Source organism: Geodermatophilus sp. SYSU D00815, assembly GCF_054050035.1.
Window position 1 is genome coordinate 59,388 of sequence record NZ_JBJGYO010000001.1, and the last position, 14,631, is coordinate 74,018.

The window sequence follows — 14,631 nt, forward strand, 5'->3', positions numbered from 1 at the left end:
GTGATACTGGGACTCCCATGAGCGCACCGCTGAACCTCCTGGCCCTGGAGCGCGTCTCCAAGGCGCACGGCACGACGGTGCTGCTGGACGACGTCTCGCTGGGCGTGGCCGCCGGTGAGCGGATCGGCGTGGTGGGCCGCAACGGCAGCGGCAAGTCGACCCTCCTCGGCGTCCTCACCGGCGCGGAGGAGCCCGACTCGGGCCGGGTCACCCGCCGCGGCGACATCGCCCTCGGCGTCCTGGACCAGTCGGGCACCCTCCCGCCGGGGACGACGGTGCGCGACGTCGTCCTGCCGGCGAGCCTGTTCGCCGCCGAGCACGAGTGGGCCGCCGACCCGGCGGTGCGCAGCGTGCTCACCGGGCTGGAGCTCGACCGGCTGGGCCTGGACGCGCCGGTGGCCGCCATGTCCGGTGGCGAGCGCCGCCGGGTCGCGCTGGCCGCGCAGCTCATCCGCCCCCTGGACCTGCTGGTCCTCGACGAGCCCACCAACCACCTCGACGTCGAGGGCGTGGCCTGGCTGGCCGACTTCGTGAGGAACCGGGTCGGCGCGCTCGTCGTCGTCACCCACGACCGGTGGTTCCTCGACGAGGTCTGCTCGACCACGTGGGAGGTCGCCGAGGGCAAGGTCTTCTCCTACGAGGGCGGCTACTCGGCCTACACGCTCGCCCGCGCGGAGCGGGCCCGGATCGCCGCCGCCACCGAGGAGCGGCGGCTGAACCTGGTGCGCAAGGAGCTGGCCTGGCTGCGCCGCGGGCCGCCGGCCCGCACCAGCAAGCCGCGCTTCCGCATCGAGGCGGCGGAGGCGCTCATCGCCGACGAGCCGCCGCCACGCGAGTCGCTCGCGCTCAAGGGCTTCGCCGCCCGCCGGCTCGGCAAGACGGTGTACGACGTCGAGGACGTGTCGTACTCCGTGCCGGCCGAGGACGGCCGGCGCTCCCTGTTCCGCGACCTCACCTGGCACGTCGGCCCGGGTGACCGGATCGGCGTCGTGGGCGTCAACGGCGCCGGCAAGACGTCGCTGCTGCGGCTGCTCGTCGGCGAGGTCGAGCCGGACGGCGGCCGCGTGGTGCGCGGGCAGACCGTGGCGCCGGCCTACCTCTCGCAGCACGTCGCCGAGCTGCCCGGCCGGCTGCGCGTGCTCGAGGCGGTGCAGGAGATCGCCCGGATCGCCCGGTTCGGCGCCCAGGAGATCTCCGCGTCGTCGCTGGCCGAGCGGTTCGGCTTCGCCGCCTCGCGGCAGTGGACGCCGGTTGGCGACCTCTCCGGCGGCGAGCGGCGCCGGCTGCAGCTGCTGCGGCTGCTCATGGGCGAGCCGAACGTGCTGCTGCTCGACGAGCCGACCAACGACCTGGACATCGACACCCTGACCGCGCTCGAGGACCTGCTCGACTCCTTCCCGGGCACGGTGCTGGTGGTCAGCCACGACCGGTACTTCGTCGACCGGGTCTGCGACTCGGTGGTCGCGCTCATGGGCGACGGGTCGCTGGCCGCGCTGCCCGGTGGCGTCGAGGAGTACCTCGCGCGCCGGGCCGCGGGGGAGGCGCGGCTGCGGCCCGCGGACGGCGCCGGCCCGGGACCCGCTCCCGGCGCGGTGGCCCGGCCGGCCGGTCCGTCGGCGGCCGAGGTGCGCACCGCGCGCAAGGAGGCCGCGCGGCTCGAGCGCCGGCTGGAGAAGCTGGCCGCCGAGGAGGAGGAGCTGCACGCAGCGCTCGCCGCGGCCGCCACCGACCACGCCCGCGTCCTGGAGCTCGACGCGCGGCTGCGGGAGCTGCTCGCCGAGAAGGACCGCGTCGAGACCGACTGGCTCGCCGCGGCGGAGGTCGCCGAAGGCTGACCGCTGCCGTGCTCGTGCTCTGCCCATCACCCAGGGCAGAGCACGAGCGCCCGTGCCAGATACGTGCCGGGTGCGTGCGGCGCGCTCGTGCCCTGCTCCGCGGGCGGAGCAGGGCACGAGCGGCGTGGGCGCGGTGCGCGGCGGGTCAGGCCGCGACCGCGTCCTCGGCCCGGTTGCGCTGGATCATCCGCAGGCCGACCACCGCGGCCGGGACCGCGCTGATCAGCGCGAAACCGGCGTAGGGCAGCGGCGAGAAGGTGAGCGCGAAGGACAGCGCGAGCGCGGCCACCGCGGGGGCGAGCAGCCACCAGCCGGTCACGCCGGCGCGGGCCAGGCCGGCGTAGACCACCAGCGGGCCGAGCAGGCCGAACAGGGTGATCGTGCCGACGATGCCGAGGGCCGGCGCCGCGCTCACCGTGCCGAACAGGTCGACCGCGGTGTCGAACGGCAGCTCACGGCCGACGGCCCCGGTCCAGAAGTCGAACAGGACCATGCCGGCCACGCTCACCGAGCCGAGGACGGCCATGAGGGCGCCGACGACGGCCGGGATCCGGCCCTTCCGGCCGCGGACGAGGGCCGGCGCGGCCAGCCAGCCCAGGCCCATGGCGATGTTGCCGTAGTGCAGCAGCAGCGCCGACAGCGCGGTCTGCCCGGGGTCGCGGGCGAGCGCCTCGATGTAGTCGGCGTCGGCCATCGAGTCCTGCGGCGGCGAGGTGGCCATGCCGGCGGCGTAGAGCAGCGAGCCGAGGATCAGCGCGCCGCCGGCGATCGGCAGGAGCAGCGAGCCGGCGCTGCGGGCGGTGCGGGGGGTCGTGGCGCTCGGGGCCACGTCGGTGGGGATCGCGTTGGTCGTCATGGCCAGGGACGCTAGGAACGGCGGGGGGTGAGTGGCGTCCGCCGGAACGGACCGATCCGCATCCGTCGCGCGGCGGAACGCGACACCCGCGGCTTCCGCCGCGCGGGGGATCCCCGCCGCTCCCCGCGCCCCCTAGCGTGCTCCCCGTGCCCCGCTGGACCGCCACCCCGCTCGCCCGCCGCCTCTTCTGGCCGGGCGTGGGCGCGCTGCTCGGCGTCCTGTCGATCGCCGAGTGGCTCATCGAGGGCCTCCAGGACAGCCTCGCGCTGGCCGCGCCGGGCGTCCTCGTGGCGGTGCTGCTCGGCGTCTGCCCCCGCTGGCCGGCGGCTACCCCGGCGCTGGGCGCGCTCACGGTGCTGGTCAACCTGCTCGGGGGCGCGCCCGGACCGGGCGGCTCCCAGCTGGTCGGCATGGGCCTGCTGGTGGGCCACGCGGTCGCGGTCCTCCCACCCCGCCGCTCCCTGCCCGCGGCCGGGGCGGCCGCGGCGCTGGCCACCGTGCTCGGTTCGATCTTCGCGCCCAACCCGTGGGAGTCGATCTTCTACCTGCTGGTGCTCGGCTCCGCCGCGGTCGTGGGCACGCTGGTGGCGCAGTCCCGCCGGCGGGCGCACGAGCTGCAGGTGCTGGCCGCGCGGCTGGCCGAGCAGCAGGAGACCGTGGCGGCGGCGGCCACCACCGCCGAGCGCGCCCGGATCGCCCGCGAGGTGCACGACTCGGTCGCGCACGCGGTGAGCGTCATGGTGCTGCAGATGGGCGGGCTGCGCCGGCTGCTGCCCGACCACCCCGAGGCGCAGGAGGTGCTGCGCGGCCTCGAGCGGCTCGGCCGCGACTCGGTCGACGAGATGCGCCGGGTGGTCGGCATCCTGCGCGAGCAGCCGGACGGCGAACCGGCCCCGCTGCCGTCGCTGTCGCGGCTCGACGCCGTCCTCGAGGAGCTGCGCACCGGGGGCATGCCGATCGAGCTGGTGGTCACCGGCGACCCGGTGGAGCTGCCCCAGCTGGTCGACGTCTCCGCCGTCCGGGTCGTGCAGGAGGCGCTGTCCAACGTCGTCCGGCACGCCGGTGCCGCGGCCACCACGGTGGAGGTCGGGTACGCGGCCGACCGCGTCACGGTCACGGTGACCGACGACGGCCGGGCGCGGGTGCCGACGCCGCCGCCGGTCCCGGGCACCGGCGGGCACGGCCAGCTGCACATGCGCGAGCGGGTCGCCGTGGTCGGCGGCCGGCTGGAGGTGGGCCCGGTCCGGGGCGGCGGCTACCGCGTGCGCGCGGCCTTCCCCCTCCCGGTCGCCCCGCCGCCGGGCGGGCCGCGGCCGGCTCCGGCGGAGGTGGGCGCGTGAGCATCCGGGTGGTCCTGGTCGACGACCAGGCCATGGTGCGCACCGGCCTGCGGATGGTGCTGGCCGCCGAGGGCGACATCGAGGTGGTCGGCGAGGCCGCCGACGGCGCCGCCGGCGTCCGCGTGGTCACCGAGACCCGGCCGGACGTCGTGCTGCTCGACATCCGCATGCCCGGCATGGACGGGCTCGAGGCCGCGCGGCGGATCGTCGCGGCCGGGCTGCCCACGCGGGTCGTCGTCCTCACCACGTTCGACGAGGACGAGTACGTCGCCGCGGCGCTGCGCGCCGGGGTGAGCGGGTTCCTGCTCAAGGTCGCCCCACCCGAGGACCTGGTCGCGGCCGTGCGTACCGTGGCCGCCGGGCAGGGCCTGCTCGACCCGGCCGTCACGCTGCGGGTCATCGAGTCCTTCGCGGCGGCGCCCGCCCCCGACCCGGGCGCGGCCGGCCGGCTGGCCGCGCTCACCGAGCGGGAGACCGACGTCCTGGCCCTGGTCGCCGCCGGCCTCTCGAACGCCGAGATCGCCGCGCGGCTCTACCTCGGCGAGGCCACGGTCAAGACCCACGTGAGCCGGGTACTGCTCAAGCTGGGGCTGCGGGACCGCGTGCAGGCCGTCGCGTTCGCCTACGAGAGCGGGCTGGTCACGCCGGGCAGGTAGGCTCGGTGTCACCGCCGGCCGTGGACGACCGACGTCTGTGGTCTCGGAGAGCCGACCCTGCGACTCCCGGGAGCCATCCTGCTCGTACTGCTGCTCCTCCACCTCGTGGCCGCGCTGTGCGCGCCGCTGCTCGTGCGGTGGTGGGGACGGCAGGCGTTCGCGGCGCTGGCCGTGGTCCCCGCCGCCGGTCTGGTCTGGGTCCTCGCCCAGCTCGGCCGGGTGCTCGACGGCGGCGAGGTCCGCGAGCGCACGCCGTGGATCGGCGCCCTCGAGCTCGACGTCGTCCTGCGGCTCGACGCCCTCGCGCTCACGCTGGCCGCGCTCGTCACCGGTGTCGGCGCGCTGGTGCTGCTGTACTGCGCCCGGTACTTCGAGCCCGGGGACGAGGGCGTCGGCCGGTTCGCCGGCACCCTCACCGCCTTCGCCGGCTCCATGCTCGGCCTGGTCCTCGCCGACGACCTGCTGCTGCTCTACGTCTTCTGGGAGCTCACCACCGTCTTCTCGTTCCTGCTCATCGGCGGGTCGGGACGACGGGTGGCGGCCCGACGGGCGGCCAGCCAGGCGCTGGTCCTCACCACCGCCGGCGGCCTGGCCATGCTGGTGGGGCTGATCCTCGTCGGCGAGGCCAGCGGCAGCTACCTGCTGTCGGAGGTGGTGGCCGACCCGGGCAGCGGCGGCTTCATGACCGCCGGCACCGTGCTCGTGCTGGTGGGCGCGGTCACCAAGTCGGCGCTGGTGCCCTTCCACTTCTGGCTGCCCGCCGCGATGGAGGCGCCCACCCCGGTCAGCGCCTACCTGCACGCGGCGGCGATGGTGAAGGCCGGCATCTACCTGGTCGCCCGCCTCGCGCCGGGGCTGTCCGACGTCCCGGGCTGGCGGCCCCTCGTCCTCGGCCTGGGGCTGGCCACGATGCTCGTCGGCGGCTACCGGGCGCTGCGCCAGACCGACCTCAAGCTGCTGCTCGCCTTCGGGACGGTCAGCCAGCTCGGCTTCCTCACCGTGCTGGTCGGGGGCGGCAGCCGCGAGCTGGCGGCGGCCGGCCTGGCGATGCTGGTGGCGCACGCGCTGTTCAAGTCCACCCTGTTCCTCGTCGTCGGCGTCGTCGACCACGCCACCGGCACCCGCGACCTGCGGCAGCTGTCCGGGCTCGGCCGGCGGCTGCCCGTGCTGGCCGCGATCGGCGGGCTCGCGGCCGCCTCGATGGCCGGCGTCCCGCCCCTGCTCGGCTTCGTCGGCAAGGAGGCGGCGTTCACCGCCCTGCTGGACGGCGGCCTCCCCGACCGCACGGTGGCCCTCCTCGAGCTCACCGGGCTGGTCCTCGGGTCGGTGCTCACCGCGGCCTACACGATCCGGTTCGTGTGGGGCGCGTTCGCCCGCAAGCCCGAGCTGCCGCCGACCGCGCCCGCGGAGCTGGCGCACCCGCCCGGGGCGCTGTTCCTGCTCCCGCCGGCGGTGCTCGCCGTCGCCGGCGTGGTGGCCGGGCCCGGCAGCACCCTCCTCGAGCCGCTGGTGGCCAGGTACGCCGACGCGCTGCCGCTGATCGCGCCCGAGGCCGAGGAGCTCGCGCTGTGGCACGGCCTGCAGCCCGCCCTGCTGCTCTCCGCGCTCACGCTGGTCGGCGGCGCGGCGCTGTTCGCGGCCCGCACCCCGGTCGGCCGGCTGCAGAAGCGGGTGGCGTTCGGCGCCTCGGCCGACGAGGGCTACTGGAACGTGATCCAGTTCCTCGACCGGCTGTCGGTGCTGCTCACCGGGACGACGCAGCGCGGCTCCCTGCCGGCCTACCTCGGCACCATCCTCGTCGTCCTGCTCGCGCTGCCGGGCACCGTGCTGCTCACCCGGGCGCCCTGGCCGGCGGAGTGGCGGGCGTGGGACACCCCGGTCCAGGCGCTGGTGGGCGCAGTCATGCTGGCCGCGGCGCTGCTCGCCGTCCGGATGCGGCAGCGCATGTCGGCCGTGCTGGTCGTGGGCGTCACCGGCTACGGGCTGGCGCTGCTGTTCGCGGTGCAGGGCGCGCCCGACCTCGCCCTCACCCAGTTCCTCGTCGAGACGCTGACCCTGGTGGCGTTCGTCCTGGTGCTGCGCAAGCTGCCCAAGGAGATCACCGAGCGGCACCGCCCCCGGGAGCGGGCGGCCCGCGGCTTCCTCGCGATCGCCGTCGGCCTGCTGATGGCCGTGGTCGGCGCCGTCGCGCTGTCCTCCCGCACCGCCGAGCCGGTGTCGACGGACTTCCCCGAGCAGGCCTACGAGTTCGGCGGCGGGGAGAACGTCGTCAACGTGACGCTCGTCGACATCCGGGCGTGGGACACCCTCGGGGAGATCTCGGTGCTCGTCGTGGCCGCGACCGGCGTGGCCAGCCTGGTGTTCCTGCGCCAGCGCACCGGGCTCATCGCGCGGGCCACCCGCGACCGGCTGACCGGGCAGGGCGCCGGGCGCCGGGCGCCGCGCCGGCGCTGGCTCGCGGCCAGCGCCACCCTGGCGCCGCAGCGGCGGTCGGTGATCCTGGAGGTGGTCACCCGGCTGCTGTTCCACACCATCCTGGTGTTCTCGCTGTTCCTGCTCTTCTCCGGGCACAACGAGCCCGGCGGCGGCTTCGCCGGCGGCCTGGTCGCCGGGCTGGCCATGGTGCTGCGCTACCTGGCCGGCGGCCGCTACGAGCTGGGCGAGGCCGCCCCGGTCGACCCCGGCAAGGTGCTGGGCCTGGGCCTGCTGATCGCCGGCGGGTACGCGGTGACCGGCCTGCTGTGGGGCGGGGAGGTCCTGCAGTCGGTGATCGTCGAGGCGGCCGTGCCCGTCCTCGGCGACGTCAAGCTGGTGACCTCGCTGTTCTTCGACGTCGGCGTCTACCTGATCGTCGTGGGGCTGGTCCTCGACATCCTGCGCAGCCTCGGCGCGGAGCTCGACCGCGAGGAGGAGGCCGGTCAGGACGACCTGCCCGACGACGCGGCCTCCGGTGCGGCCGTCCCCGAGGAGGTGACCGTCCGATGACCCCCACCGTCGTCCTGCCGGTGGTCATCGGCGGGCTCTACGCCGCCGGCGTCTACCTGCTGCTCGACCGCAGCCTCACCCGGGTGCTGCTCGGGTTCCTGCTGCTCGGCAACGCCACCAACCTGCTGCTGCTGTCGGCCGGCGGCCCGGGCGCGCTCGCGCCGATCCTCGGCTTCGCCGAACCCGAGGAGATGAGCGATCCGCTGCCGCAGGCGCTGATCCTCACCGCGATCGTGATCACCTTCGCCGCCTCGGCGTTCGTGCTCGCGATGATCTACCGGTCGTGGCGGCTCGTCCGCGAGGAGGTCGTCGGCATCGACGAGGAGGACCGCCGGGTGGCCACCCGGTCCGGGCTCGACTCCGACGAGCTCGACCCCGACGAGCTCGCCGCCGAGGACCGCCCCGCCGGGCACGCCGACAGCCTGCGCGACGAGGTCGACGAGCTGCTCGGCCGGCACTTCGCGGGCATCCCGTCCGACGACGTCGACCTCCCGCCGACGCAGGGGAGGAGGAGCGGCCGGTGATCAGCGCCCTCGCCCCGCTGCCGGTGCTGCTGCCCCTGCTGGGCGCCGCGGCGGCGCTGCTCGCCGGTCACCACCCGCTCCTCCAGCGCACCGTGAGCACGGTGGTGCTCACGGGCGTGCTGGGGGTCTCGGTCGCCCTGCTGTTCCTGGCCGACGCCGAGGGCGCCACGGCCATCTCGGTGGGCGGCTGGCCGGTCCCGCTGGGCATCGTCCTGGTGGTGGACCGGCTCTCGGCCCTCATGCTCGTCGTCGCGTCCACCGTCGGCCTCGGCGTCCTCCTGTTCGGCATCGGCCAGGGCTCGGCGGACGGCGACGAGGAGACGCCGCTGTCGATCTTCCACCCCACATTCCTGGTGCTGATCGCCGGCGTGAGCAACGCCTTCCTGGCCGGCGACCTGTTCAACCTCTACGTCGGCTTCGAGATCCTGCTGGTCGCCAGCTACGTGCTGCTCACGCTGGGCGGCACCGCTCCCCGGGTCCGCGGCGGCATCACCTACGTGGTGGTCAGCCTCACCAGCTCGCTGCTGTTCCTCGCCGCGATCGGGCTGGTGTACGCCGCGACCGGCACGGTCAACATGGCCCAGCTGGCCGGCCGGCTCGACGACATCCCCGCCGGGACGGCGCTGCTGGTCCAGTCGATGCTGCTCATCGCGTTCGGCATCAAGGCCGCGGTCTTCCCGCTCTACGCCTGGCTCCCCGACAGCTACCCGACCGCGCCCGCCCCGGTGACCGCGGTCTTCGCCGGCCTGCTCACCAAGGTCGGCGTCTACGCGATCATCCGCACGCAGACCCTGCTGTTCCCCGGCGGCGCGCTCGACGACGTGCTGCTGTGGGCCGCGCTGGCCACCATGCTCATCGGCATCCTCGGCGCGGTCGCGCAGACCGACATCCGGCGGATGCTGTCGTTCACGCTGGTCAGCCACGTCGGCTACATGGTCTTCGGCGTGGGCCTGGCGACGGCGGCGGGGCTGGCCGGAGCGGTCTTCTACGTGGCCCACCACATCGCCATCCAGACCACGTTGTTCCTCGTCGCCGGCCTGGTCGAGCGCCAGGGCGGGTCCACGTCGATCGAGCGGCTCGGTGGGCTGGCCCGCCTGTCGCCGCTGCTGGCGGTCCTGTTCTTCGTGCCGGCCATGAACCTCGCCGGCATCCCGCCGCTGTCGGGGTTCATCGGCAAGGTGGGGCTGCTGCAGGCCGGGGTCGCCGAGGGTGGCGGGCTGGCGCTCACCCTCGTCGTCGGCGGGGTGGTGGCCAGCCTGCTGACCCTGCTGGCGATCGCCCGCGTGTGGACCCGGGCGTTCTGGCGGCCGCTGGCCGAGCCCGCGGAGGGGCGGGACGGCGACGCCCGCGGCGCCGGGGGAGGTGAGCGGGCCGCGTACCCCTCGGGCGCCGGGGCCGGGCTGACCGCCTGGGAGCGGCACCAGGCGGTGGCCACCGCGTCGCACCCCCAGGAGGACGCCGCCGCCGGGCCCGCGCGGGTCAGCGAACGACCGCTGCCGCGGCTGATGGTGGGCGCGACCGCCGGGATGGTGGTGGTCACCCTCGCGCTCACCTTCGTGGCCGGGCCGCTCTACGGGATGGCCGAGCGCGCCGCGGCGGACCTGCTGGACCGCACCCCGTACGTCGCGGCGGTGCTGGACGCCGGGAGCGGCGGGTGACCGGGCGTCCCGCACCCGCGCGCTGGGGGCACCACCTGCCCCCGGTGCTGTGGCTCGTGCTCGTCTGGATGCTGCTGTGGGGCACTTGGTCCTGGGCCAACCTGCTGTCCGGGCTCCTCCTGGCGCTGGTGGTCACCCGGCTGCTGCCCCTCCCGCCGGAGGCCGGCGGCCTGCGCTTCCGGCCGTGGCCGGCGCTGGTCTACGCCGTGCGCTTCCTGGTCGACGTGGTCGCCTCCTGCGCCCAGGTGGTGTGGCTGGCCTTCCGGCCCGGGCGGCCGCGGGGGGCGATCATCGCGGTGCAGGCGCGCACCGACAACGACCTGCTGCTGACCATCTTGGCCGAGACGGTCTGCCTGATCCCGGGCTCCATCGTGGTGGAGCTCGACCGCGACCGGCGGGTGCTCGGCCTGCACCTGCTCGACGCGCGCGACGCCGCCACCGTCGAGGCGCAGAAGCAGCGCGTGCTGGCCGAGGAGGAGCGGATCGTGCGGGCCTTCGGCGGTCCGGAGGACCTGGCCCGCCTGGGCCTCTCGCCCGACCTGGCGGAGGCCGCCGCCGGGCTGCAGGCGCGAGGAGGCCGCTCGTGACGGCCACCTACGCCGTGCTGTACGCGATGATCGGCCTCGGGGCGCTGCTGACGCTGGTCCGCCTCGCGCGCGGTCCGTCGCTGCTCGACCGGGTCGTCGCCACCGATACCCTGCTGGTGATCATCTCCGCCGGCCTCGCCGTCCACGCCGGGCTGGCGCGGGACCCCACCGTGGTCCGGGTGCTGGTCGTCGTCTCCCTGCTGGCGTTCGTCGGCTCGGTGTCGGTGGCCCGCTACATCGGCGGGATGCTGCTGCGCGCCGGCGCGGCCGAGGACGGGGCGGGGGCCGGCGCAGGCCCCGCGACCGGACGGGAGGACGGAGCACCGTGATCGAGTCGTCCGCCGACGTCGTCGCCCTGGCCTGCCTGGGCCTCGGCGCGTTCCTGTGCCTGTCGGCCGGGGTGGGGCTGCTGCGGTTCCCCGACGTCCTCGCGCGCATGCACGCCGGGACCAAGCCGCAGGTCCTGGGCGTGCTGCTGATCATGGTGGGCAGCGCGATCCGGCTGCAGGGCTGGTCGGTCACCTGGATGCTGCTGCTGGTGGCGCTGTTCCAGATGCTGACGGCGCCGGTGAGCGCGCACATGGTCAGCCGGGTGGCCTACCGCCGCCGGCACGTGCGCCGCGACCTCATGCTGGTCGACGAGCTGCGCAGCGGGACGTCGTACGACCGCTACCACGAGGGCGACGAACCGGCCGACGCGCCGCCGGAGGAGCCACCGTCCGGTCGCGCGACCTAGCCGAGCTGGCCCAGGTAGAACGGCAGCCCCTGGTCGTCGCGGCACAGCGACGTGAGCCCGTAGGGCATCCGCTCGACGTCCCCGGCCTGCCCGCCGGCCGTGCGGACCGTGGCGACGGCGACCTCGATGTCGTCGACGGCGTACATCGGCACCGTGCCCGGTTCCGCGGACCCGCCGCCGATGCCGACCCTCGGCACCGGCCCCTCCACCTGCCAGCCGTCCGCCACCCGGCCGGGGACGGCGGCCCAGCCCAGCACCGCCTCGTAGAAGTCGCGGGCGCGGGCGCCGTCGGGCACCTGGAGGGTGAGGTACACGGCGTCGCCGGGGCGGACCGGCGGGCGCGGCTCCACGGCGGGGGAGGTCGCCGTGTGCAGCATCCACCGGTGCCCGTACGGGTCGACGACGACGCCGATCCGGCCGCCCGGGCCGTCGGCCGGCGGGCGCTCGACCGTGGCCCCCAGGTCGGCGGCGCGGGTGACGGCGGCCTCGACGTCGTCCACCGTCAGGTGCAGCGAGACCGCGACCGGACCGTCCTGCGGCCTGGACAGGCCGAGCTCGGGGTACTCGTCGGCCAGGTAGAGGGTCGCGCCGGCGATCTCCATCTCGGCGTGGCCGATCCGGTCGTCGTCCATCACGTAGGGGTCGCCGACGACCCGGGCGCCGAGGGCCTCGCAGTACCAGTCCATCGCCGCCCGGGCGTCGCGGACGGAGAGGTAGGGCGTGAGCTGCGTCACGCCCTGATCCTCCCCGATGAACCCGCCTCCGGAAACCGGCGTTACCGCTGGGCCCGGTTCACCGCCGACACCACCGCGCGCAGCGACGCGGTGACGATGTTCGGGTCGACGCCGACGCCCCACAGCACCCGGTCGCCGACGGCGCACTCGACGTAGGCGGCCGCGCGGGCGTCGCCGCCGGCGGACAGCGCGTGCTCGGCGTAGTCGAGGACGCGGACGTCGACGTCGAGGGCCCGCAGCGCGTCGACGAACGCGGCGATCGGGCCGTTGCCCTGGCCGGAGATCGTGACCGGCACGCCCGCGTCCTCCAGCTCGACGGTCATCTCGTCCAGCTTCTCGCCGTGCGCCTGGTGCCGGTGGCCGGTGAGGCTGAACCGGCCCCACGGCGCCGCCGGGTCGGGCAGGTACTCGTTGCTGAAGGCCGCCCACATCTGCTCGGCGGTGACCTCGCCGCCCTCGTCGTCGGTGTGCCGCTGGATGACCGCGCTGAACTCGATCTGCAGCCGGCGCGGCAGGTCCAGGTGGTGCTCGGACTTCATGATGTAGGCGACGCCGCCCTTGCCGGACTGGCTGTTCACCCGGATGACGGCCTCGTAGCTGCGGCCGACGTCCTTGGGGTCGATCGGCAGGTAGGGGACCGCCCAGGTCATCTGGTCGACCGGCCGGCCGGCGGCCTGCGCGTCGGCCTCCAGCGCCTTGAACCCCTTGTTGATGGCGTCCTGGTGGGAGCCGGAGAAGGCGGTGTAGACCAGGTCGCCGCCGTAGGGGTGCCGCTCGTGCACGCCGATCTGGTTGCAGTACTCGACGGTGCGGCGGATCTCGTCGATGTCGGAGAAGTCGATCTGCGGGTCGATGCCCTGGCTGAACAGGTTGAGGCCCAGGGTGACCAGGTCCACGTTGCCGGTGCGCTCGCCGTTGCCGAACAGGCAGCCCTCGATGCGGTCCGCGCCGGCGCGGTAGCCCAGCTCGGCGGCGGCGACGGCGGTGCCGCGGTCGTTGTGCGGGTGCAGGCTCAGCACCACCGCGTCGCGGCGGCCGAGGTTGCGGTGCATCCACTCGATCTGGTCGGCGTAGACGGTGGGCTCGGCCATCTCGACGGTGGCGGGCAGGTTGAGGATGGTCGGCCGGTCGGGGGTCGGCTCCCACACGTCGGTGACGGCGTTGCAGACCTCCACGGCGAAGTCGAGCTCGGTGCCGGTGAAGGACTCGGGGGAGTACTCGAACCGGATCTCGGTGTCGCCCATCTGCTCGGCCAGCTTGCGCACCAGCTGGGCGCCGTGGACGGCGATGTCGACGATGCCGGCGCGGTCGGAGCCGAACACCACGCGGCGCTGCAGCGTGCTGGTCGAGTTGTAGAGGTGCACGATCGCCTGCTTGGCGCCGCGCAGCGACTCGAAGGTGCGCTCGATCAGCTCGTCGCGGGCCTGGGTGAGCACCTGGACGGTGACGTCGTCGGGGACCAGGTCCTCCTCGACGAGCTGGCGGATGAAGTCGTAGTCGGTCTGGCTGGCCGCCGGGAAGCCGACCTCGATCTCCTTGTAGCCCATGCGGACCAGCAGCTCGAACATCCGCCGCTTGCGGTCGGGCGTCATCGGGTCGATCAGCGCCTGGTTGCCGTCGCGCAGGTCGACGGCGCACCAGCGCGGGGCGACGGTGGTCACCTTCTCCGGCCAGGTGCGGTCCGGCAGGTCGACCGGGGTGAACGGGGTGTAGCGGTGGATCGGCATCCGCGAGGGCTGCTGCGGATTGCGTACGTGCGGGTGCTGGGACGGCGTGCTGCTCACGGGTGGGCTCCTCTGGCGCGGGCTGGACTCGGCTCCTGACGGGGGCGGTCAGCAGGGCGCCGGGAACGCGCGGACTCCGCGGCGAGGGGGCCGACCTAGGAGAGGGCCTCGCCGCGGCGGGTAAGCAGGAGGCTGCCGCGCACGGGCCCACGGTAGCAGCGCCTCAGTCGACATCGCACCCACACGGGCAACCCTCGGCGTGTACGGGCCGCTCGCCGATGTCCAGCTCGGCGCACTCCGGCGGGCACGTGCAGGTCCACTCCGGCCACCCGCGCAGCTCGCCCGCCTCCCACCGGCGGCGCAGCTCCTCCTCCCGCCGGCGACGGGCGGCCCGCGCGCGAGCGGCCGCGCGCTCCTCCGGCGCATCGCCCGGCTGCGGCAGCTGGTGGTCGTCGGGGGTGCCCAGGCGGCCGCGCCGGAAGTCCCGGGTCCGGCGCACGCGGTCGAACGTGTACCAGGGCTGATCGCGGCTGTAGCGCTCGTCGCCGTGCCACCAGTCCTCGTCGCCGTACCGGGTGTCCAGGTGCGCCGGGAACCGGCGGCCGGCCAGGTCCCGCACCGCGCCGTCGGCCATGCCGGCGACCTCGTGCCCCTCGCCGTCGAGCCGCGCCAGGCGGAGCCCGGCCAGCTCGGCCGCGTCTGCCAGGACCCGTGCGTCGGGACCCGCCGAGCCGCTCTCCGCGGCCGCGACGGCTGACGTGGAGACGCCCAGGCGGGCAGCCAGTTCGCGCTGCGAGAGATCCGCCGTGCGGCGGATCCGTCGGAGCGCTCCGGTCAACTCGAACGACGGCACGGCGGCAGGGTGCCCGCCGCCGCGGTCGGGCGGGCCGCCGCGGACGGATCTGTGGACGGCGGCTGCACCCTCGCTCGGGTGCTAGTGCTCTGCCCGGCACCGTGGGCAGAGCACTAGCGCCGGGGGAGGCACCTGCGCCCCGG

The 14,631-nt window shown here is 75.2% G+C and carries 13 protein-coding genes; 9 read left to right on the forward strand and 4 right to left on the reverse strand.

Features of this window, described 5'->3' with window-relative positions; translation table 11 throughout:
- The first annotated feature begins 17 nt into the window (after positions 1-17).
- Positions 18-1,835 carry an ABC-F family ATP-binding cassette domain-containing protein gene (locus ACI78S_RS00305; RefSeq protein ID WP_456970187.1) on the forward strand — a complete coding sequence of 606 codons (1,818 nt, stop codon included), beginning with the start codon at positions 18-20 and terminating at the stop codon, positions 1,833-1,835.
- A 145-nt stretch (positions 1,836-1,980) separates the two neighbouring features.
- On the opposite strand, the gene ACI78S_RS00310 is transcribed toward ACI78S_RS00305, so the two are convergent.
- A complete protein-coding gene (locus ACI78S_RS00310) occupies positions 1,981-2,691 on the reverse strand; it encodes a hypothetical protein (RefSeq protein ID WP_456970188.1) in 711 nt (236 codons plus the stop codon).
- Positions 2,692-2,837: 146 nt separating this feature from the next.
- Here ACI78S_RS00310 and ACI78S_RS00315 point away from each other — a divergent pair, with 146 nt between their 5' ends.
- The 8 genes from ACI78S_RS00315 to mnhG all read left to right on the forward strand — a co-directional run bounded on the left by ACI78S_RS00315 (position 2,838) and on the right by mnhG (position 11,177).
- Complete coding sequence (locus ACI78S_RS00315) at positions 2,838-4,031, forward strand: sensor histidine kinase (protein WP_456970189.1); 1,194 nt, start codon at positions 2,838-2,840, stop codon at positions 4,029-4,031.
- Positions 4,028-4,687 (forward strand): response regulator, encoded by a 660-nt coding sequence (locus ACI78S_RS00320; RefSeq protein WP_456970190.1) that lies wholly within the window; start codon positions 4,028-4,030, stop codon positions 4,685-4,687. Before ACI78S_RS00315 ends, ACI78S_RS00320 begins: the two co-directional genes overlap by 4 nt.
- A 90-nt stretch (positions 4,688-4,777) precedes the next feature.
- Positions 4,778-7,672 carry a Na+/H+ antiporter subunit A gene (locus ACI78S_RS00325; protein ID WP_456970638.1) on the forward strand — a complete coding sequence of 965 codons (2,895 nt, stop codon included), beginning with the start codon at positions 4,778-4,780 and terminating at the stop codon, positions 7,670-7,672.
- A complete protein-coding gene (locus tag ACI78S_RS00330; protein WP_456970191.1) occupies positions 7,669-8,196 on the forward strand; it encodes a Na(+)/H(+) antiporter subunit C in 528 nt (175 codons plus the stop codon). The genes ACI78S_RS00325 and ACI78S_RS00330 overlap by 4 nt, the downstream gene beginning before the upstream one ends.
- Entirely contained in the window at positions 8,193-9,854 is a 1,662-nt protein-coding gene (locus tag ACI78S_RS00335; protein ID WP_456970192.1) for a Na+/H+ antiporter subunit D, read from the forward strand. The genes ACI78S_RS00330 and ACI78S_RS00335 overlap by 4 nt, the downstream gene beginning before the upstream one ends.
- Positions 9,851-10,441: a Na+/H+ antiporter subunit E gene (locus ACI78S_RS00340; RefSeq protein ID WP_456970193.1), complete on the forward strand. Its 591-nt coding sequence runs from the start codon at positions 9,851-9,853 to the stop codon at positions 10,439-10,441. Before ACI78S_RS00335 ends, ACI78S_RS00340 begins: the two co-directional genes overlap by 4 nt.
- On the forward strand, positions 10,438-10,770 hold the full coding sequence (locus tag ACI78S_RS00345) for a monovalent cation/H+ antiporter complex subunit F (RefSeq protein WP_456970194.1): 333 nt from the start codon (positions 10,438-10,440) through the stop codon (positions 10,768-10,770). Before ACI78S_RS00340 ends, ACI78S_RS00345 begins: the two co-directional genes overlap by 4 nt.
- Complete coding sequence (gene mnhG / locus ACI78S_RS00350) at positions 10,767-11,177, forward strand: monovalent cation/H(+) antiporter subunit G (RefSeq protein WP_456970195.1); 411 nt, start codon at positions 10,767-10,769, stop codon at positions 11,175-11,177. The genes ACI78S_RS00345 and mnhG overlap by 4 nt, the downstream gene beginning before the upstream one ends.
- Here mnhG and ACI78S_RS00355 read toward each other — a convergent pair.
- From ACI78S_RS00355 to ACI78S_RS00365, 3 genes are all read right to left on the reverse strand, one after another.
- Positions 11,174-11,911: a VOC family protein gene (locus tag ACI78S_RS00355; RefSeq protein ID WP_456970196.1), complete on the reverse strand. Its 738-nt coding sequence runs from the start codon at positions 11,909-11,911 to the stop codon at positions 11,174-11,176. The two genes, mnhG and ACI78S_RS00355, sit on opposite strands and share 4 nt — an antisense overlap.
- 41 nt (positions 11,912-11,952) lie before the next feature.
- Positions 11,953-13,695: a 2-isopropylmalate synthase gene (gene leuA, locus ACI78S_RS00360; protein ID WP_456970197.1), complete on the reverse strand. Its 1,743-nt coding sequence runs from the start codon at positions 13,693-13,695 to the stop codon at positions 11,953-11,955.
- Between the two features lie 163 nt (positions 13,696-13,858).
- A complete protein-coding gene (locus tag ACI78S_RS00365; RefSeq protein WP_456970198.1) occupies positions 13,859-14,488 on the reverse strand; it encodes a helix-turn-helix domain-containing protein in 630 nt (209 codons plus the stop codon).
- Positions 14,489-14,631 lie beyond the last annotated feature (143 nt).